The sequence below is a fragment of the Shewanella sp. LC6 genome, from assembly GCF_006385735.2.
Taxonomy (GTDB): Bacteria; Pseudomonadota; Gammaproteobacteria; order Enterobacterales; family Shewanellaceae; genus Shewanella; species Shewanella xiamenensis.
On record NZ_CP043902.1, the window covers coordinates 691,038 to 711,928 of the forward strand.

Annotated in this window: 13 protein-coding genes; 10 read left to right on the plus strand and 3 right to left on the minus strand. The window is 49.0% G+C overall.

Annotated elements, in window-relative coordinates; all coding sequences use genetic code 11:
• Nucleotides 1-59: 59 nt before the first annotated feature.
• From rng to FJD32_RS03235, 9 genes are all read left to right on the plus strand, one after another.
• The gene (gene rng / locus FJD32_RS03195) at nt 60-1,526 is read left to right on the plus strand and encodes a ribonuclease G (protein ID WP_051714234.1); all 1,467 of its coding nucleotides are present in this window, start codon (nt 60-62) and stop codon (nt 1,524-1,526) included.
• Entirely contained in the window at nt 1,526-5,743 is a 4,218-nt protein-coding gene (locus FJD32_RS03200) for a YhdP family protein (protein WP_140907726.1), read from the plus strand. Before rng ends, FJD32_RS03200 begins: the two co-directional genes overlap by 1 nt.
• Nucleotides 5,667-6,515 (plus strand): carbon-nitrogen hydrolase family protein, encoded by an 849-nt coding sequence (locus FJD32_RS03205; protein ID WP_037428163.1) that lies wholly within the window; start codon nt 5,667-5,669, stop codon nt 6,513-6,515. The genes FJD32_RS03200 and FJD32_RS03205 overlap by 77 nt, the downstream gene beginning before the upstream one ends.
• A 108-nt stretch (nt 6,516-6,623) precedes the next feature.
• Nucleotides 6,624-8,072 (plus strand): metalloprotease TldD, encoded by a 1,449-nt coding sequence (gene tldD / locus FJD32_RS03210; RefSeq protein ID WP_037428162.1) that lies wholly within the window; start codon nt 6,624-6,626, stop codon nt 8,070-8,072.
• Between the two features lie 153 nt (nt 8,073-8,225).
• Nucleotides 8,226-9,647, plus strand: coding sequence for a TolC family protein (locus FJD32_RS03215; RefSeq protein WP_037422462.1), 1,422 nt, complete (start codon nt 8,226-8,228; stop codon nt 9,645-9,647).
• Nucleotides 9,637-10,611, plus strand: coding sequence for an efflux RND transporter periplasmic adaptor subunit (locus FJD32_RS03220; RefSeq protein ID WP_109277779.1), 975 nt, complete (start codon nt 9,637-9,639; stop codon nt 10,609-10,611). The genes FJD32_RS03215 and FJD32_RS03220 overlap by 11 nt, the downstream gene beginning before the upstream one ends.
• 89 nt (nt 10,612-10,700) lie before the next feature.
• On the plus strand, nt 10,701-11,912 hold the full coding sequence (locus tag FJD32_RS03225; RefSeq protein WP_140907732.1) for an ABC transporter permease: 1,212 nt from the start codon (nt 10,701-10,703) through the stop codon (nt 11,910-11,912).
• Between the two features lies 1 nt (nt 11,913).
• A complete protein-coding gene (locus FJD32_RS03230; protein WP_140907727.1) occupies nt 11,914-13,059 on the plus strand; it encodes an ABC transporter permease in 1,146 nt (381 codons plus the stop codon).
• 631 nt (nt 13,060-13,690) lie between these two features.
• Nucleotides 13,691-15,022 (plus strand): APC family permease, encoded by a 1,332-nt coding sequence (locus FJD32_RS03235; RefSeq protein ID WP_037422470.1) that lies wholly within the window; start codon nt 13,691-13,693, stop codon nt 15,020-15,022.
• 415 nt (nt 15,023-15,437) lie between these two features.
• On the opposite strand, the gene yjgA is transcribed toward FJD32_RS03235, so the two are convergent.
• Nucleotides 15,438-15,971, minus strand: coding sequence for a ribosome biogenesis factor YjgA (gene yjgA / locus FJD32_RS03240; RefSeq protein WP_037422477.1), 534 nt, complete (start codon nt 15,969-15,971; stop codon nt 15,438-15,440).
• Between the two features lie 161 nt (nt 15,972-16,132).
• Between yjgA and pmbA the strand changes: the two genes are divergently transcribed.
• The gene (gene pmbA, locus FJD32_RS03245) at nt 16,133-17,476 is read left to right on the plus strand and encodes a metalloprotease PmbA (protein ID WP_037430621.1); all 1,344 of its coding nucleotides are present in this window, start codon (nt 16,133-16,135) and stop codon (nt 17,474-17,476) included.
• A 121-nt stretch (nt 17,477-17,597) separates the two neighbouring features.
• Here the strand turns inward: pmbA and FJD32_RS03250 are convergent, their stop codons facing one another.
• On the minus strand, nt 17,598-19,724 hold the full coding sequence (locus tag FJD32_RS03250) for a TonB-dependent receptor (protein ID WP_140907729.1): 2,127 nt from the start codon (nt 19,722-19,724) through the stop codon (nt 17,598-17,600).
• Nucleotides 19,725-19,921: 197 nt separating this feature from the next.
• Entirely contained in the window at nt 19,922-20,767 is an 846-nt protein-coding gene (locus FJD32_RS03255; RefSeq protein ID WP_037422483.1) for a transporter substrate-binding domain-containing protein, read from the minus strand.
• Between the last annotated feature and the right edge of the window lie 124 nt (nt 20,768-20,891).

Below are 20,891 nucleotides of genomic sequence, written 5' to 3' on the forward strand. Positions count from 1 at the left end.
CCCTAATGGGGTGAGTCGTGAATACCAGTCGCTTAAATCCGAATAAAATTCAGCGCAAGATGGGTTCAGAATTACTGATTAATGTAACCCCCTCTGAGGCGCGCGTTGCCTTAGTCGAGCACGGCGTGCTGCAAGAAGTCCATATTGAACGGCGCATGAAGCGTGGTCTGGTGGGCAATATTTACAAGGGCAAAATCAGCCGTGTGTTGCCCGGCATGCAGGCCGCCTTTGTGGATATTGGCTTAGATAAAGCCGCGTTTTTACATGCCTCCGACATTGTGCCGCACACTGAATGCGTGGCCGATGTGGAGAAGGGCCATTTTGTGGTCCGTGATATCGCCGAGCTGGTTCGCCAAGGGCAAGATATTATGGTGCAAGTGGTGAAAGACCCTCTGGGCACTAAAGGTGCGCGCCTAACCACAGATATCACACTGCCTTCCCGTTATTTGGTGTTTATGCCTGGCTCTAGCCATGTTGGGGTGTCCCAGCGGATTGAGCAGGAAGAAGAGCGCAGTCGTCTTAAAAAAATCACTCTGCCATTCGTCGATGAAGACGGCGGCTTTATTATCCGCACCGCCGCCGAAGGCGTAGGTGAGGACGAACTTGCCCAAGATGCGGCTTTTTTGCGCCGAGTATGGTCTAAGGTCTCCGAGCGGCGTCAGCGCCGTGGCGTAGCATTACTCTATCAAGATCTGGCCCTGCCGGTGCGCATTGTGCGCGACTTTGTGGGAACCGAATTAGACCGAATTCAAGTCGATTCGCGCCGCACCTTTGCCGAGCTGCAAGCCTTCGCCCAAGAGTTTATGCCGGAAATCGCCGACAAGATTGAGCACTATTCTGGCCCAGCGCCAATTTTCGATTTGTACGATGTCGAAAATGAAATCCAGCGTGCTCTGGGACGTAAGGTGGAGCTTAAATCTGGCGGTTATCTGATTATCGATCAGACTGAAGCTATGACTACGGTCGATATCAACACTGGTGCCTTTGTGGGCCACCGTAATCTTGAAGAAACCATCTTTAACACTAACCTTGAAGCCACCCAAGCGATTGCACGGCAACTGCGGCTGCGAAATCTCGGCGGCATCATCATTATCGACTTTATCGATATGCTGAGCGACGAGCATAAAACGCGGGTACTCAATAGCTTAAATAGTGCGCTCGCCAAGGACAGAGTTAAGACTAATGTCAGTGGTTTCTCTGGGTTGGGTCTAGTTGAAATGACCCGTAAGCGCACCCGCGAGAGCTTAGAGCATGTGCTATGCAGTGAGTGTCCAGCCTGTCAGGGCACGGGTAGCATGAAGACGGTAGAAACTGTTTCTTATGAAATCTTCCGCGAAATTATTCGCTTGAATCGGGCCTATGACGCCGACGAGTTTTTGCTTTACTGCTCGCCCGCTGTCTATAACAGCTTAAGTGGAGATGAAAGTCATTTGGTCGCCGAGCTTGAAGTTTATATAGGTAAGCGTATTCGCCTGCAAAATGAGCCTATGTATTCCCAGCATAAATACGACGTGGTGATGATGTAGTGGCAACGCTTTTTACTGCTAAAAAACTAAGCCGTTTTTGCTGGCAATTACTGGCACTGATCTTAGTCTTGTTTGCCTTGACGGTAAGCTTGATCCGTGGATTATTGCCTCAGGTCGATGAAGTACGCCAGCAGTTAGTTGAGTATGTAAAAAGCGAATATCAAATTGATATCCAAGTTGGCGAGTTATCCGCCCAGTGGCAGGCCTTTGGCCCAGCGGTAACGGTTGATAATCTAGTGATCCCTACGCAGGACAAGCTCCCTGTTACCGTGTTGGTGAAGCATGTCCAAATCAAATTGGATTTTTGGCAATCGCTACTGACCACCAGTCCACGCATTGAAGATGTCAATTTCGATGGTGTTCATATTGCCCTCGATATCGATAAATTATCGGGTAATAAGGCGCAGGGGAGGTCCAATCAAACGGCGCAAACCGATTGGTTGTATAAATTACTCTTAAAGCAGCTCGAGCGTTTCTCGCTGACGGATGCTTCGGTGCAACTGCTTAGCTTGCAACATGAATATCGACCCATTCATATTCGTCACCTCAATTGGCGTAATAGTGGTGAGCGCCACCGCGGCGCGGGGGAAATTTACCTCGATAACAATACCTTGGTTAAGGAATCGCTCAGCCTGCAACTCGATATTAACGGCGATGCTACAGCGCCCGAGAGTTTAACCGGACAAGTTTATCTGGCGGCTCAGTCCTTAGATTTGGGCGAATGGGCATCACGCCAACCTAATCCCTATGATCCAAGCAAAAAACTGCCCTTAGAAGGGATAGTCAATCTTAAGGCGTGGTTTGATTTTGCCCATCGAAGTTTACGTTCTGGACTCGTGCAGTTTGAGCCAAGTTGGTTGCAATGGTCGATGCAAGGTCAACCGCAAAAGTTTGAGATCCAGTCCGGTAGCATTCATTGGGAGCCAAACGCGGCAGGTTGGGAGATCAGCAGCACTCATTTGGATTTTGTCACCAATGGGGTGCATTGGCCCGAGCTGAAGTTTGCGGCCAAGCAGCAAGACGATGCTTTATATGCCTATGTTAGCCGTTTGGATTTAGACACGTTATTTCCATTGCTACCGCTTTTCCCTGGTGTCGATTTAGCCGTATTGCAGCAATGGTTTCAGCTCGCGCCCGAGGGTAGCGTCGGACCGATTCGTCTCTATCAAGCGGCAGATCAGCCTTTGCTCGCAAGCACTAGCGTTAAGCAATTCCACTGGCAGAAAGTGGAAGGAATACCCAATATCAACCCCTTGGATCTGAAGTTGCAATGGCAGGATGAAAAGTTAATTTTTTCGCTTCCCGAGCAAACTTATACCTTCGATTTTGGCGATCAATTTTCAGCGCCTTTAGTGCTGCATGGCGCGGCGTTAACCGGTGCCTTCGATACCCAAAGGGCAACCTTATCTGTGCCTCAGGTGCAGTTCGAAAACGACGATATTGGTCTTGCTGCTGCTCTAAAGCTGGATTTTAGCGCTGCTACCAGTATGTCCCTTGCCGCCAATGTTGAAGTCAAAAATGCCGCCAATGCGGATAAATACTTCCCGATCAAAGCCATGGGCGAGTCACTGGTTGAGTATCTGGATGGTGCGATTAAAGCGGGGCAGAGTCAAAACGCCCAAGTATTATGGCAGGGGGCATTATCGAGTTTTCCCTTTGAGGATAATAGCGGTGTGTTCCAAGCGGCATTTACCTTAAACAATGCCGAATACCAATTCCAACCGGATTGGCCCGCAGTCACTGATCTTTCCCTCGATGCCTTGTTTGAAAATGCCCGCATGGATATCTGGGTTAACCAAGGAAAGTTGATGAATGTGGTTGCCGATGGTGCCCACGTGTTTATTCCCGAGTTAGGCGAGCATTCGCTGTTAAAAATTCAGGCCGATCTTGCGACCCAAGGCAGTGCTGCGACTCAAGTGCTACAGGCTTCTCCCCTTGCCGATACTGTGGGCAAAACCTTAAAGGTTGTGCAAGTGCAGGGCGCGGTAACGGGGAATTTAGATATTAGTATTCCCTTGTATGAGGGTGAGGCTGAGGATATCCGCGGTCAAATTATGTTTGATAACACGCCGGTGTTTATTGCGCAGCCAGGGTTACAACTCAAGGCGGTGACGGGCACAGTGCAATTTGCCAACGAGATAGTCGAAGGCAAAGGGATTAAGTCTCGCCTGTTTGAGCAGCCCTTGGAGTTTAGTTTTGTCACTCAACCCGAAGGTAAAGATTTTGCGCTGAATGTGGATATGAAGAGTCGTTGGGATCTCAGTCGTTTACCCTTAGAGTTACAAAATCCCTTAAGTAAGTTTTACCAAGGTAAAGTCGCTTGGGGCGGTAACTTGAGCATGATATTCGATGAGCAAGGCTATCAAATTCAAGCCAATTTAGGTTCCGATCTGGTCGGTGCCACCTTAACATTACCGGGCATTTTCGCAAAACCTGCTGACGAGCCTAGGCCTTTAATGGCCGAGTTTTCTGGTGATCACCAGACTTCAACCCTGAGGGTAAAACTCGATAAACAAGCTGAGTTTATTGGCGGCTTCGAGGCTGAAAAAGGTACGCAATTCAGTTATTTCGATCTGCTATTAGGGCGACTCTTCGAGGCTACCGAGGTGCCCAATACCGAGCTTGGACACATTAAGATCGATGTAACCAGTGGCAAGTTAGCTAATTGGTTACCCGTAATTAATGCCTTTGTTGCTTCAGAAAACAAACCGACTCGCACTGGTATTTTGGTGGAAGAGGCAAATAACGCTAACTTATTCCCTTCAGTGGCTGGGGTTGATGCAAATATCGGCAAGTTTGATTTATTAGGGCAAGGGCTTACAGAGTTGAGACTCAGCGCCAAACCCAATGAAAATGGTTGGCGCTTCGATGCCAAAGCTAGCGAGTTTGAAGGAACGGTAGATTTTTACCCTAATTGGTTGACGCAAGGCTTAAAAGTGACTGCCAGTAAGTTCTATTTTTCACCCAATGTGAAGCCTGAAGGTGAAGCGGATTTTGCGGCGGAGCAGGTGCTCACTAATTTGCCGCCCGTTGCGGTGAATGTAGAGGATTTTCGTTTTTTCGATAAGCCATTTGGCCAGTTAGTGGTGCAAGCAAGTCCGCAAGCCTCGGGTTACCGCATTCAGACGTTATCTTTAACCACTCCTGAGGTGTCTTTGCAGGGGAATGGGATTTGGCAACAGCAGAATGGCCAAAATCAAACCGAGTTATCCGTCAGTTTGAATGCTAGTCAGTTTAGCTATTTGAGTCACCAACTTGGGATCGATCCGGGTGTAAATGAAGCTCCATTGAAGGTGAATGCCGAGCTAGCTTGGCAAGGTGCACCCTATGCGTTTTCCCTTGAAACCTTGAATGGTAAAGTCAAATTTGAATTGGGCAAAGGCCATTTATCCCAAGTGAGCGATAAGGGCGCACGGATTTTCTCACTGTTTAGCCTCGATTCATTAGTACGTAAATTGTCCTTAGATTTCAGTGATGTATTTGGTCAAGGCATGTACTTCAATTCCTTTACCGGTAATCTGCAAATCGATAATGGTGTAGTGAAAACTACGGACACTGAAATGGATGCGATTGCAGGTAATATGAAGGTGCGCGGCTATACGGATCTCACCAGCGAAAGCTTAAATTACGATATCCGTTTTGTGCCGCAACTGGCCTCAAGTGTGCCAACTGTGGTGCTGCTCAGTACCAGTGCGTGGACGCTCGGGCTTGGGGCGTTTGCCTTAACCAAAGTGTTAGAGCCTGTGATTGAGGTGATCTCTGAGATCCGCTTCCGAGTAACGGGCACTATGTCTGAGCCTGTGGTAGAGGAACTGGAACGTAAGAGTAAAGAGATTGAAATCCCCGAGTCGATTCTGCCTATGGTGGGGGGCGAATTGCCAGCGCTAACCGAGGGTGCAGAGCCGAATGATGCGCCACCCGTCAAGAATAGTGCCCCGACCAAGACAGAGGCTAAGCCGCCCGTCGAGCCCGAAAAAAACAACGAGCAACCTGTAAAAGCTGTTAAGGAAGAGACATCGCCGCAAGCGCCGACGCTCCCCAAGGTAGAGCCTGCTGAGCCGCCTAAAGCCGAACCAGAACAACCTAAGCCTGTGAGCCCCAAGGTGGTATTGTCGATAAACACAATTCAAGGAGATAGTCATGCGCATCAGCCTGTTGCAATGTCAGAGCAGTCGCGACGTCAGCGCGAATCTGTTGTTTATCGAATCGCAGCTTGAGGAATTAACCCGTGATCGCCTGCAATGGGACAAAAATGCCCCGCATTTAGTGGTGTTGCCAGAATGCAGCCTGCTGTTTGGTGGCCATGAGAGTCAACAACTCGCCTATGCGGGTGATAGTCATCTTAGCCCGTTAAAATCCGCCTTAAGTGCCTTAGCCGCCCGTTACTCTGTATATATGGTGGCGGGGACCATCCCCGCGCTGGCGGAGGATGGGCGCGTCTACAGCCGCTGTTATCTGTTTGATGATAAAGGTGATACCTTAGGGCAATACGATAAACTGCATCTGTTTGATGTGGATATCGCCGATGGCACTAAGCAATACCGCGAGAGTGAAACCTTCTGCCCCGGCAATCATATCAGTGTCATCGACACCCCTTTTGGCAAAATTGGCTTGACCATCTGTTATGATTTACGCTTTCCGGACTTATTTAGGGCGCTGCGCCTTGCGGGAGCCGAGATTATTACCGTGCCTTCGGCCTTTACTAAGGTCACGGGAGAAGCCCATTGGCAGGTGTTATTACAGGCCAGAGCCATTGAAACCCAATGCTTTATTTTGGCCGCAGCCCAATGGGGCGCCCATAACGAAGGCAGCCGCGAGACCTGGGGGCAGAGCATGGTGATAGGCCCTTGGGGCGAGGTAATTGCCGAGCAGAAAACCGGTACAGGTTGGGTGCATGCCGATATCGATGTGGCCGAGGTGCACAGCATCCGCAGTAAAATGCCCGTGGCGCAACATAATTGTTTTACTGCACCGAACCTTAAACCTTGAACAGATTAAGCCTTCAACAGATTTAGATGAAATAGACTCACAGCGAATTTTAGTTATTTAAAAATGAGTGAGTTGCCAATTTTAGCCAAGCTTTCAGAGAGAACCGCGATGCCTTTTTTAGCACAAGTAGAGCAAAGTTTATTAAAGGGTGGCTTAGCCCTAGATGGGTTACAAAGTTATTTAAACACCATACATCAACATAAAGTCGATTTTTCCGATCTCTATTTCCAAGGCAGTCGCCACGAATCTTGGGTGCTCGAAGATGGCATTATTAAAGATGGTAGCTTCCATATCGAACGTGGTGTCGGTGTGCGTGCTATCAGCGGCGAGAAAACCGGTTTTGCCTATGCCGATGATATTACGCCAGCGGCCTTAAGCGCTGCGGCCGAGGCGGCGCGCGGTATTGCGGGAGCGGGTGAGCAGGCCAAGGTTCAGGCATTTAAGCGCCAGCAAGCTTTGGCACTGTACGATAGTCTCGACCCTATCGCCGCCATGGAGGAAGTGAAAAAAATCAACCTGCTGAAAGAGGCCGATGCTTATGTTCGTAGCCTCGATAGCCGCATTATTCAAGTGGTGATTAGCCTTGCTGGTGTGCACGAAGAAATCTTGGTCGCTGCTAGCGATGGCACCTTGGCTGCCGATATTCGTCCCTTAGTGCGCTTTAATTGCAGCGTGATTTTAGAAGAAAATGGCAAGCGTGAACGTGGCAGTGCTGGTGGCGGTGGTCGTCACGATTACAGCGTGTTTATGGTGAATGATGAAACTAGTTTGCCGATGTGCTTTGCCTTTGCCCGTGAAGCGGTGCGTCAGGCACAAGTTAACCTCAATGCCATTGATGCGCCCGCCGGAGAAATGCCCGTGGTGCTCGGTAATGGTTGGCCAGGTGTGTTATTGCACGAGGCTGTAGGCCATGGTCTGGAAGGTGACTTTAACCGCAAGGGCAGCAGCGCCTTTAGTGGCATGGTTGGCCAGCAAGTGGCTTCGAAATTGGTGACTGTCGTGGACGATGGCACGCTTGCGAATCGCCGTGGCTCACTGAGCATCGACGATGAAGGCGTACAAACCCAGAGAACCGTGTTAATCGAAGACGGTATTCTCAAAGGCTATATGCAGGATAAATTAAATGCTCGCCTGATGGGCGTGGCACCAACGGGCAATGGTCGCCGTGAATCCTATGCGCATCTGCCTATGCCTCGTATGACTAACACTTATATGACGGCGGGCGAGTCAGATCCGAGCGAGATCATCAAGTCAGTGAAGAAGGGCATTTATGCGCCTAACTTTGGTGGCGGTCAGGTGGATATTACCTCGGGCAAGTTCGTGTTCTCCGCCTCTGAAGCCTATCTGATTGAAAATGGTGAAGTGACTCAAGCAATTAAGGGCGCTACCCTGATTGGTAATGGCCCAGAAGCCATGAGCCAGATTTCCATGGTGGGTAACGACATGGCGTTGGATAAGGGCGTTGGTGTATGTGGTAAGGATGGTCAAAGCGTGCCTGTGGGTGTCGGTCAACCGACCCTTAAGCTCGACAAGCTGACCGTAGGCGGTACTGCGTAAAACGAGAAGCTAGAAGCTAGAAGCTCCTACGTTGATTGGCTAAGTGCTTATTTTAGAACCCATCTTACACTTCCAGCGGTGGGTTCTAGCCGCCTTCCATGATGGATGTTATCATTTGCAAAGGAAATTAGAGTAACTACTCTAGAGGTGTTAATGAAACTATCACGTTTGGCATGGCTGTGTTTATTGCCTTTGCCCTCACTATTGCCGTTAGCGGCCTATGCCCAGCCCAGTAGCTTTACTGAGGCTTGGCAGCAAGTGCTTAAGGTGAGCGATAAACTCCAGGCTCAATCCCAAGAGGTGAATCGCGCCAAGGGCGAGCAAGAGGCGGGCGAAAGTTTAAATCTGCCGTCCCTCAGTCTGAATGGCAGTTATACCCACCTCGAAAAACCAATCGAATTAGATTTAAGGGATCTCAACCCCTTAGCCTCGCTTGACCCTGCGACTTTGCCACCCGCACTTGGCGGTGCACTGGCGAGTATTCCGGGTTCATTATTTGTCACGCCCTTTACCGAGCAAGATATTTTCCGCGCCAGCTTACAGGCGATGTGGCCGATTTATACCGGCGGCCAGATCACTGCGGCTCAAGGCATTCATGCCGCCATGGTGGCCGAGAAACAACAGGAATTACAGTTAGCAACCCGCGACTTATTCACTCAGTTGGTTGATCGTTATTATGCCGTTGATGTGACTCAATCCCTTGTCAGCACCCAAACTGAGCTGGTGGCCTCCTTAACTAAGCACGTTGACCATGCGTTGGCGCTGGAGCGCGAAGGGCAAATCGCTAAGGTCGAGCGCCTCAATGCTCAAGTGGCCTTAGACAACGCTAAGGTCAATTTAGGCAGCGCCCGCCGCCAACATGAAATGGCCGTTATCGCCCTATCGCGTATGTTGCAACGAAGTGATGTCAGTACTAACTCGCCGCTATTTGTGCTGCCACAGGCGCCGTCATTGGGGGACTTGACCCAAATGACCTTAAATCAACACCCGGCGCTTAAGCTACTTGAGGCTAAAGAGGCGCAGGCGAATGGTTTGGTTTCCTTAGAGAAAGGTAAATATCACCCCACGGTTTTCCTCTTTGGTAATTACACCTTATACGAAGATGACAGCTTGTTTTCTAAGGTAGAACCGGACTGGATGGTCGGTGTCGGTGTAAAAGTGCCCTTGCTGAGCCGCGATGGCCGCAGCGGTAAAGTGGAAGCGGCTAAGAGTGCCTTGCTGCAAGCCCGTTACACTAAGGCGCAGACACGCCAAGACTTAAGTTTGCTGCTCGACCAAAGTTACCGCCAGTTATTACAGGCCGAAGAAGAGTTCAAGGCCCTGAATACCTCACTTGAACTAGCCACCGAGAACCTGCGTTTAAGGGAAATCGCCTTTAATCAAGGGCTTTCAACGTCTATCGATAGGGTCGATGCCGAATTAAAACTGAGCGCCGTTAAAACCCAGCAGCTCGGTGCCAGTTATCGCTATGTGCAAGCCTATGCCAGATTAATGGCCATCAGTGGTCAATTAGATGAATTTATCGGTCGCAGTGCCACAGGCACTCAATCGCAGGAGACTATCAATGCGCGCTAACAGAATTTTTGCTCTCACAGCGTTGGTCGCATTAGGCCTTATTTTAGCCTATGGGCTCAAACTGGCTTATAGCCCAAAGCCGAGTGTGCTGCAGGGGCAGATTGAAGCCCGCGAATATAACGTATCCTCTAAGGTGCCAGGGCGGGTCGAACAAGTGCTTGTGCGCCGTGGCGATAGTGTCAATGAAGGTGATTTACTGTTTGCTATCCACAGCCCTGAGCTAGATGCCAAGTTGATGCAGGCCGAAGGTGGCCGTGATGCAGCTAAAGCCTTGCAACAAGAGGCAAATAATGGTGCCCGTAGCCAAGAAGTGATGGCAGCTAAAGAGCAATGGCTTAAGGCGCAAGCCGCGGCAACACTGGCAAAAACTACCTATACCCGCGTTGAAAACTTATTTGCCGAAGGAGTGGCTGCACGGCAAAAACGCGATGAAGCCTTTACCCAGTGGCAAGCGGCAAAATATACAGAACAAGCGGCGTTAGCCATGTATCAAATGGCCGAAGAAGGCGCGCGGGTCGAAACCAAAGCCGCTGCGGCGGGGAATGCGCGTATGGCCGAAGGCGCGGTGAAAGAAGTCAGTGCCATTATGGCTGATAGCCAAATGCGTGCGCCTAAATCTGGGGAAATTAGCGAAGTATTATTGCAAGCAGGTGAACTGGCGCCGAGTGGTTTCCCTGTGGTGAGTCTGATTGATATGCAGGACGCTTGGGCGGTATTCCAAGTACGTGAAGATCAACTAAAGCGTTTTAAAAAGGGCGATAAACTGCAATTAACACTGCCAGCGCTGGATAAAACGGTAGAGTTTACTGTCTCCCATATCAGTGTGATGGGGGATTTTGCGACTTGGCGTTCGACCGAAAGCGGCCACGATTTTGATATGCGCACCTTTGAGGTTGAATTACGCCCAACGGCGCCAATTGCTGATCTGCGCGTCGGTATGTCTGTGTTGCTCAGTGCAGAGTAACGACTGTGACCAAGTTACCGAGCGAGCCTAAGCCATTGAGCGAGCATGGCACTAACGCCGATGCGACAGAGTCTGCCTCCGTAGGCTTTATGGCGTTGTTCATGGCATTGGTGCGCCGCGAGCTTAAGGCGCTATGGCGCGATCCTTGGCAACTAGCCCTTATCAGTTACATTCCGTTACTGGGGATTTTGTGCCTGTGGTGGTTATTTAGTGCGGGTTTACCGCGGCAGTTACCCGTGGCGATTGTTGACCAAGACCATAGCCAACTCAGCCGGATGTTGACCCGTCAACTCAAAGCCAATCCTGTGACCGATCCCCAGAGTTTTACCGATCTCTCCTTGGCCGTCGAGGCCATGCAGCAGGCGCAGGTCTATGCGGTGGTAGTATTTCCCTATGATATGAAAAAGGATTTGCTTACCGGCCATACACCCACAATCGATGTGCGCTACAACAGCCAGTTTTTGTTGGTGGGTAAGCTGTTGTCGAGTCAAATTCAGTTGAGTCTCGGCGATGGGTTGTTGCAGGTCGCAGGCCTTAAGCAACTGATGACGGGCACACCAAAATCACAAGTGGCGGTGAATTTGAGCCCGGTCAAAAGCCAAACCACGGCATTATTTAATCGTAACAATAACTACATTGGCTTTTTAGTGCCGCCAGTATTGGTAGCCCTTTGGCAGTTGTTATCTATGCTGGTGATGGCTAACAGCTTAAATCGCGAGTTACACCTTAATGCCGCACAGTCAGAGGAGGGGATCTCCAATCAATTGACCGAGCATTTTTGGCCTAAGGTGTTGGCTAAAATCCTGCTGTTTACCCCTATCTTGATGCTGCAAGGCGGGTTTATCCTCGCTTGGTTGTATTTGTATCTGGCCCTGCCTTTTGCGGGCAGTATAGCGCTGCTGCTGTTTGCCCAGTTGATCATGCTGTTGGCGGTATGGAGTTTGGTGTTACTGGTGTTTGTGCTGATGCGTGATAGCGCGCGGGTCATCAGTTTTTGTACCGCATTATTTGCACCAGCCTTTGCCTTTATGGGGATCACTTTTCCTACCCACGAAATGCCACAACTTGCCCAGTGGTGGCGGCTCATTATGCCATCGAGCCATTATATTGAATCCCATGTGAGCGTGGTCAGTTATGGTGCTACTTGGTCAACGATGGCGCAGCAATTGAGTAGTTATTGGGGATTTATTTGCCTGCTCCCCGTGATTTATGCCTTGGCGAGCAAACTACTGCCGATAACGGTAACCCCCAATTCGGTAGCGGCTGACACCGATACATCTCTATCAGTGAAGGGGCAATAACATGAATTTATGGCAGTTAGTGCTCACTGAATTAAAGGCGATTATTAGCGATAAGGCTATCGCTGTGACCCTATTTGGCGGTGTGCTGTTTTATTCGGTGCTCTATCCCTTGCCTTATTTGCACCAAGTCCCAACAGAACAGCAGCTTATCGTGGTGGATTTAGACCATTCTTCCCTGAGTCGTCAACTTATTCGCCATGCGGATGCCAGTGCAAAAATCCAAGTGATAGGCCAAGTCGGCTCTATCTCCGAGGCGAAACGCTTTATCGAAACCGGTAAGGCACACGGTTTATTGGTGATCCCCGAAGGATTTCGCCGCGATTTGTTGTTAGGTAAGGGCGTAACCTTAAGCTACGGCGGTGATGCCAGTTACTTCTTGATTTACTCCGCTGTGGCCGAAGGTCTTGTCAGTGCGGGGATGGATGCAGGTAAGCAAATACAATGGATTGGTATGCTCGCTCAAGGGAAAAATCCTAAAGAGGCCGAACAGAACCTCAACTCGCTGCACTTAAATAGTGTTCCTGCGTTTAACCCAAGCCTAGGCTATACACCTTATGTCGTGCCGGGGTTATTTTTACTGATCCTGCATCAAACATTGCTGATCGGTACTGGCATTTTAGGTGCAGGCCAGTGGCGCCATCAGGGCTATTGGCAGCAGGTGTCGCCGCTGCAATTGGTTTGCGGTCGAATTATGGCGTTTATGTTGATTTATATGGTGTTTACCAGCTTTTATGTGGGCTATTGCTACCACTGGTATAACGTGAGTATTCAAGCGCGCTTTGGCCTGGTCGCGCTGTGGCTATTACCGTTTTTACTGGCGACGGCGGCGGCTGGAGTCGCAATGAGCACCTTGTTTACCCGCCGCGATTTGCCTACTCAAGTATTGCTATTAATTTCAATGCCAATCCTGTTTGTCTCAGGCTTTGTCTGGCCGATTGCCTTAATCCCTGAGCCGCTTGTGCTGGGCTCGCAGATGATCCCTGCCGTTCCGGCCATTATGGGCATGTTAGAACTCAATCAAATGGGCGCTAGCTGGGCGAGCGTGTTACCAAAGTGGTTACAGCTTTGGGGATTATTTGCGGCATTTTTTGGCCTTGCCATTTTAGGGATTAAACGCCGAGCAAATGTATTACAAACATCGATATAGGCTTTAGATTCGCTCGTTTCTTGCCTGTGTTGAGTTATTCTTCTACAGATATTGTTGCCATTGTTAGGGCGTGTTGACGTTTCAGGGTTATTTTTGCAGCTTTATGCAAGGCAACGTCCGTGCAGTGTAGTTATTCTACATAAACGGATGATCACGCTGCAGAAAAGCCAGCCAAATGCTGCCCGAAGGGTTCGTCTGGCAAGCCCTTGCTCTTACTTTCTGTCGTAAGAGCTGCTCGTCATTTGAGTAGAATAACGACACATCATTCCTCGTTTCGCGAGCACGTGCTTGCCAGAACGAACAAAATCTAATCTCGAAACGTCAACACGCCCTAATCTAGGACACATAAAAGGCACTTAATGTGCTTATTGGGTTGTCTTCTACCCTGTTTTGGGCGAAAATGCGCGCCGAAAAAATAACCGAGGTATTCATTGCCTCGGTTATTTTCTTTTTGAATATATGGGTTTTAAACCAATAGAGGCCGGTAAACATCCGGAAATGATACGAGGTTCGCTTGAACCTACTTTACTGAGGACAATTCAATGGGGCTGTTGTTTACCGGATTTTCGGTCATTGCCGTCAATCAAGATGTTGCGTTAGTCATTCCACCTACTTTACTGGGAGGTGGTGTATGAGCCAACAAAAACCGGGCTTAAAGCAAAGCCTTAATCTGTGGCAGGTGGTTGTGATGGGGCTTGCGTACCTCACGCCTATGGCCGTGTTTGACACCTTCGGAATTGTCTCTGAGATCACCTCTGGCCACGTGGCCACCTCTTACTTGCTCGCATTAGCGGGTATCCTGTTTACCGCTTTTAGCTACGGTCATTTAGTGCGTAAATATCCCTATGCGGGGTCGGCTTATACCTATGCCCAAAAAACCTTTAGTCCAAATGTCGGTTTTATGGTGGGTTGGTCATCGCTACTCGATTACATGTTTATGCCGATGATCAACATGCTATTGGCCAAAATCTACCTTACTGCCATGTTCCCCAACGTGGAGCCTTGGATTTTCATCTTTGGTTTAGTCACCGTCATGACGGTACTCAACCTGAGAGGCATTGATTTAGTTGCGAATTTTAATGGCGTTATCGTATTTGCTCAGATAGCCATTATCTTAGTCTTCATCGGTTTAATGGCCCATAGCTTGTCCCTTGGCGAAGGTGAAGGGGTCATTGCCAGCGTGCGTCCATTCTATTCGGAGCAGATAACCTTAGCGCCGCTCTTTACCGGTGCGACCATTCTGTGTTTCTCCTTCTTAGGCTTTGATGGCTTAAGTTCATTGAGTGAAGAAACCAAGGACGCTAAGCGAGTGATCCCCCGCGCCATTGTACTGACAGCGCTGATTGGCGGGGTGATTTTTGTGAGCGTGTCCTATTTCTTACAACTCTATTTCCCTGATATTTCTCGCTTCCAGCAGTTAGACGCTGTGCTGCCTGAGATAGCCCTGTATGTGGGCGGCAATTTATTCCAGTCTATCGTGCTGGTGGCGACAACGATTGCGGTGCTAGCATCGGGCATGGCGGCTCATGCGGGGGTGGCGCGCATCCTCTATGTGATGGGGCGCGACAATATGCTGCCCAATAAAGGTTTTGGTTATGTTCACCCTAAATGGCGTACTCCGGCATTTAACGTGATTCTGGTGGGGTTACTGGCGCTTTCGGCGGTGTCATTTGATTTAGAAATGGCCTTGGCTTTGGTCAATTTCGGCGCCTTAGTTGCCTTTACCTTTGTTAACCTGTCGGTGATAGTGCAGTTTTATATTAAAGAAAAACGTAATCAATCCCTTAAGGAACATTTGCAGTATTTCATCTTGCCCCTGTGTGGTGCGGCGACCATTGGCGTGCTGTGGATAAACCTCGAGCCTCAGTCCTTAGAACTTGGCTTAATTTGGGGAGCTGTAGGGATGTTGTACTTAGCGCTGCGCAGCCTACGTTTGCGCAAAGCGGTAGAGTTACAGAGTTAACTAAGGTATTGACTCATAAAGTAACAGCACTGAGGTATGCTAATGTCGTTCGCTTAAGAGTGAACGACATTTTTTTACGCTGACTGGCTAGGCCATGTTGTTCGTTTGCAAAACTCGTGGATAAAATTTTCCCAGTTTTGTTGACCCATAGAAAGCAAGGTTAGAGACATTACCTTTTGCTAAATCGCGCCTAGCGCCTAAGGTAATATTCCGAAGTGCGGGGATTGGGGCGTGTTGACTTTCAGGGTTATTTTGTAGCCATATGCTGGCCAAGAGGGTGTTCTGGCAAGCTCTTACTCTTACTTTTAATCATAAGAGCCGCCCGTCATTTGAGTTGAATAACAGTGTGTTATCCCTCGCTTCGCGAGCTAGAGCTTGCTTGAACAGTAAAATGTAATCTCAAAAACTCAACACGCTAGTCTTGGATTTCGCTGCGTAAATATTTAAACAGCTCTTTTGAGGATTTAGACTCAGGACCTTTCGCCAGCTCTTTGGTTGCTTGGCGCACTAAGGTACGCAGTTTTTGTCTATCCAACTGTGGGTAATGTTCCACTAAGGTTTGGATTTCACCGTCGCCTTGGGTGAGTAAACGCTCACGCATTTTCTCGAACATTTGCAACTTGGCGGTTTCGTTGCTGTTTTTGTTAAGCACGACCGCGAGCGACGCCTTGATAGGTTCAATATCGACGTTACGCATCAGCTTGCCGATATACTGCATATGGCGGCGATAGGCTTCGGTCTTTGGTTTAATCTTATGAGCTTGCTGAATGCTGTCGTACAAGTGCTCGTCCAGCTCGATTTTATCTAGCTGGGTTTTGCTGAGTGAGACCAGTTCCATACCGACTTTTTGAGCCGCTTCGCAGTCACGCTTATCCTCAGTTTTACTGACATAATCGTCGTTACTGTCATAGGGCTGTTTAAAATGTTCTGAATCACCAACAATCTTCATATAGATAAAACCTCAGTTAAATAACGCGCTAATAATAACATCTCCCGCCAAAATTCGCCTAGTTAAAGCGCGATTCAATCAGTAAAGCGCGCAATAAATAATGAGAATGGGATAGGTGTTTGTTATGCTAGCGGCATTGCCTATAACGAAAGAGTTGCTTTGTGTCTTTGAACAGAATCGATAGTGAATTGACCGCGCTGAAAGATGCGGTTGCTGTGGCCCTCGAATATGCGAATAAATTAGGGACAAATGCCGCTGAAGTGGCGATCAGTAAACAACAGGGATTATCGGTTTCAACCCGTTTAAAGGAAGTTGAAACGGTAGAGTTTAATAAAGATGGCGCCCTCGGTATTACGGTTTATCGCGATGGTTGCAAGGGCAGTTCATCTACCTCAGATCTCAGTCCTGAAGCCATTGCTCTTGCGGTTAAAGCGGCAGATGATATCGCCCGTTACACCTCGGCCGACCCGTTTAGCGGTTTAGCCGATAAAGCCTTAATGGCGACTGAGATCCGCGATCTTAAACTCTATTATCCTGAAGATATTTCCCCCGACGAATTAGCCCAATTGGCCATTCGCGCCGAAACCGCGGCGCTCGATGCCGATCCGCGCATCAATAATTCTGACGGCGCCAGTGCAAACGCCCATACGTCGGTTAAGGTTTACGGTAATAGCCACGGCTTCTTAAATGGCTATTGCAGCTCGCGCTATAGCTTAAGTTGCAGCGTGATCGGTGAAGACAGTGACGGCAATATGCAGCGGGATTACGATTACACTATCGCCCGTAAATTCAATGAGATGCTTTCACCTGAATTGGTGGGGCTAAAAACCGCCGAGAAAACCGTGAGCCGTTTAGGGGCACGTAAGATTGCCACCACCCGTTTGCCAATATTACTGGCGCCAGAGATTGCGACTGGCTTAATCGGCCATTTGATTGGTGCCATCAGTGGCGGTAGTTTGTATCGTAAATCAAGTTTCTTACTCGATGCCATTCACACCCAAATCTTCCCTGACTGGTTCAGCATTGAAGAGCAGCCGCATCTATTAGGCGCACTCGCCAGTGCCAACTACGATAGCGAAGGTGTGGCGACCCAAGATAGACGCATCATCGACAGTGGCATATTAGAAACCTATTTACTAACCAGTTATTCGGCGCGCAAATTGAGCCTACCTAACACAGGTCATGCGGGCGGCATTTACAACTGGACGCTGGCGCACACTGGCCAAAGTTTCGATGAGTTAGTCAAAGGCATGGGCACGGGCTTGATTGTCACAGAAGTGATGGGCCAAGGCGTGAATATGGTAACGGGGGATTATTCCCGCGGCGCTGCCGGTTTTTATGTCGAAAATGGTGAAATCCAGTTCCCCGTTGAAGAAATTACCATTGCTGGCAATCTTAAGGATATGTTCCGTGGGATTCAGGCGGTCAGTAAAGACTTCGATTTACGTTCGTCTATTCGCACCGGTGGGATCTTATTATCCGAGATGAAGGTCGCAGGTAACTAGCCAGCGGCATATAACGGTTCAGTCAATTGAAACACAAAAGGGCAAATGCAGCTGCATTTGCCCTTTTTGATTTAACTGATCCGCCCTAAATTGCATCACCACTTGTTAGCGGCGGTGCTCATTAGAATTTGTAGCTGGCACTTAATTCAAATGAGCGACCCGAACCTGCGACTTGGCTAAAGCCACCCGTGCTATCAGCCTTAAACTCGGCAAGGTTGACACCACCCAGCGGTAGTTCGTAGTAAGTATCAAACAGGTTGTTGATTGCAAAGGTTAAACTCAGCTCTTGCCATTTAACACTACTGCTTAAATTTAACAGCGAATAGCTGTCGGTCTCATTTTCTAAACGGCGCTCATCGACTTTATCCTTAGTCGCTACCCATTGCCATGATAGGCGGTTTTCCCAATCACCCAGTTGATGGCTAAGGGCTAACTCGGTTTGTAGCGGTTTGATTTGATAAAGTGGCTCATTACCCTCATCACGCTCGCCGCGGGTGATATCGAGCTTACCCTGCATCTGCCATTTACCGCTGTCGGTATTGGCTAATAGGTAGACCGCACTAAACTTAGCGCCATATAAATTGGCATCTTCGTTGGTGAATTTAAGGATATTGCGTTTACCACTGGCAAGGCCAGTACGGTTAAAGCTGCCAATCACCTCGGCATCAATATAGTCTGTCACCGCGCTATACCAAGCCGTGGTAGAGAATTGCCATTCATCGCCATTAAACTTGTAGGCCGCGCTCAGAGTATGCGCCGTTTCGGGCTTAAGATCGGGGTTGCCGACATAGCCGTTACCGTCGCCATACCAGCCAATCATAGTGGTTGCCATCACGCCGCGGCCCCAGCTGTAACGCTCGTACAGGTTTGGTGCGCGGTTTTTACGGGCTAAGCCAAATTCCAATTGTTGTTTGGCCGATAGCTGATAACGCGCCAGCAGCGTAGCATCGATAAGGTTATCGTCACGGCTTCTATCCATGGCATTAAAGGCTTTTGCCGCCTCGGCATCCACATTGGGCATGCCCATCATGGGCATATTGCTGTAAGCCTGCACTTCGCCCGTATCTGTGGTGACATATTCATAACGCACCCCAGCAGACAACCACCAGAGTGGCGTGAGGTTTTGCTGCCACTCGCCATAAACTGCGGCGCGGCGGCGTTCACCGTCATTGATATTGATATAGTCATTGGGTGCCATCATAGTGCCGGGCACAGCTGGCCAAGTATCATCGAGTTGATAGTTATAAAATTCCTGACCGACGAGTAGCGTGCTGTTATCGCCCATGGGTAGGCGCCAATGCAGTTGGTAGCTGTAATCGCTACCCTCTGTATTCATTGGCATCTTGCCGGTTTTTTCTGGGGTGAAGAAGCCCATTTCATGCTTCACACTGTGCCAGTTTAACTGGGCACTAAACTCGCCGTCGTTGTCTAAATCCCGCAGATAGCGGACTAGGGCACCGTAGCTCTTGTTATCCGTCATATCCATGTATTGGTTAGGAAAACCTTGGAATGGAATTGCCTGGTGCGTTAGCTTAATCGCCAGTTGTTGTGTGTCATCGCGCCATGCCGCTGTTAACGCATGGTTTTGGGCGCGATAGAGGGTATCGAGTACTTTATCGCCGTGACCATCGTGGTAGCTATTGGCGTCTTCATAGGCGCCTTGATAGCTGAAACTTAAGTCCTTACTGGCAATCCCTGCCTTAGCGCCGAGTAGGAATGCATCGCTGGTGCTGCGGTATCCCGATGAGATTTCACCGCTTTCAAAGCTGAGGTTTTCGCTGTCGTTAAATTTAGGATTCAGGCTATTAACCTTAATCACTCCGGCGATATTGTCACCGCCCGCACTGACGGGGGACACGCCCGCGACCACTTCTACCGAGCTGATTTGATTAGCAGAAACATAGGAAAGTGGTGGGTTCATTTGGTTAGCGCAGGAGGCGGTGATATCCGCACCATCGACTAACACTTTAATGCGATCGCCCATCATGCCATTGAGCACAGGCAAGGCGGAAACGCCGCCCGCTTCGGAGAAATCGACGCCTTGATCTTTCAGCAAAGCATCGGCCGAGCCTAAGGCATTACGGCCAATACTCTGTTCGCCATGGACTTGAATACGTTCAATTTGAGTTTGATTTGTCTCGTCGGCCATGGCCTGTGAGGCAACTGAAGCGCCTAATGCTAAGGTCAGCGCGCTGGCGATTGCGGAGCATTTAAAGCCGTGGGGAATAGTTGAAGCGTTTGCAGCCATCTTATTGTCTTCCATTCACTTAGATAAATTGCGCTGCATTATAAAGATCATCTAAGTGTGACAAGTGCGGCATATTGTCGCAGAGCTTATAAAGATAAAGCTGAAATAGCGGCCTGAAGTTCTCGCTAGCACCAAGATGAGGATAAGCTAGCGCCAAGGTGAGGATATCAAGCGGCGCGGTTTAACACGCCCTTGGATTAACCGAAGTGATTAAAGTAGATACGCTGGGTTTCCCCTTCTGCATCCATCGCGGCGAGTGCTTTGGCAAATTCGTATGCCTTTGAATCTTCAGCGAGTACGCTTGGGCTGTTATTCGGACTTAAGGGAAGATCGGCGCGATAGTTAGGGTTATGTTGCCCACGAAAATGGCGGCTTTTTTTCGAAAATCCCAGATACATAGCTTGAGGTTGCTGGCAGCAATTAGGGTGTAGCTTAAATTGGCTTGTATCTCGATTTTTAAGGTAATAACTGATGGTTGCTTGATCGTAGATAAAAAAGTCCCCTTGGCCACTAATAAGGTAATCTAAGGCCTTAGGCACATTGAGTTCAGGCGGTTTACGGACCGACATAGTTTCGGATATACCATTAAAGTCGTAGCTGCCCGGGGCAATTAATAGCGTCATACCGCTCTGTGATAACTGCTCTAATGAACCAACATTTGCCGCACCCGCTCGGCTAATTCCAATAATGCGCTCCGACAGACCATTAGGAATAAAATAGGTAAATTGGGCTCGTTCTTCACTAAAATGCAGCCCAGGATAAAAATCGATATTTCCGAGTTTGAGATCCCGCAAAATACGCAGTTTAGGTGCTCGAATTACCCGTAATTTACATCCCACTCTTTCGGCCGCGACTTGGTAAATATCGTAGTAAAACCCTTGGTTATTAGGTTCCTGTTCGATAAAGGGGCGGCGTTCACTGGTGCGATAGCCCATGCTAATAACACACTCAGAGCTTGAAAAAGCCTGCGCTAGGCTGGGGGATAGGATGAGTAATAGGCAAAGTAGGCTCAGTAATGGCCGATAAATCACTGCAAACGGCAAAATTAATCACTCCCTATCCTGTGATTACAAAGGGTAATCGTATCGCTAAATAGCGACTTAAAATGAAGGCTTGTTAGCCTAATGTATTATTTTTGTTGGATTAATCTATCATACTTTTTGATAA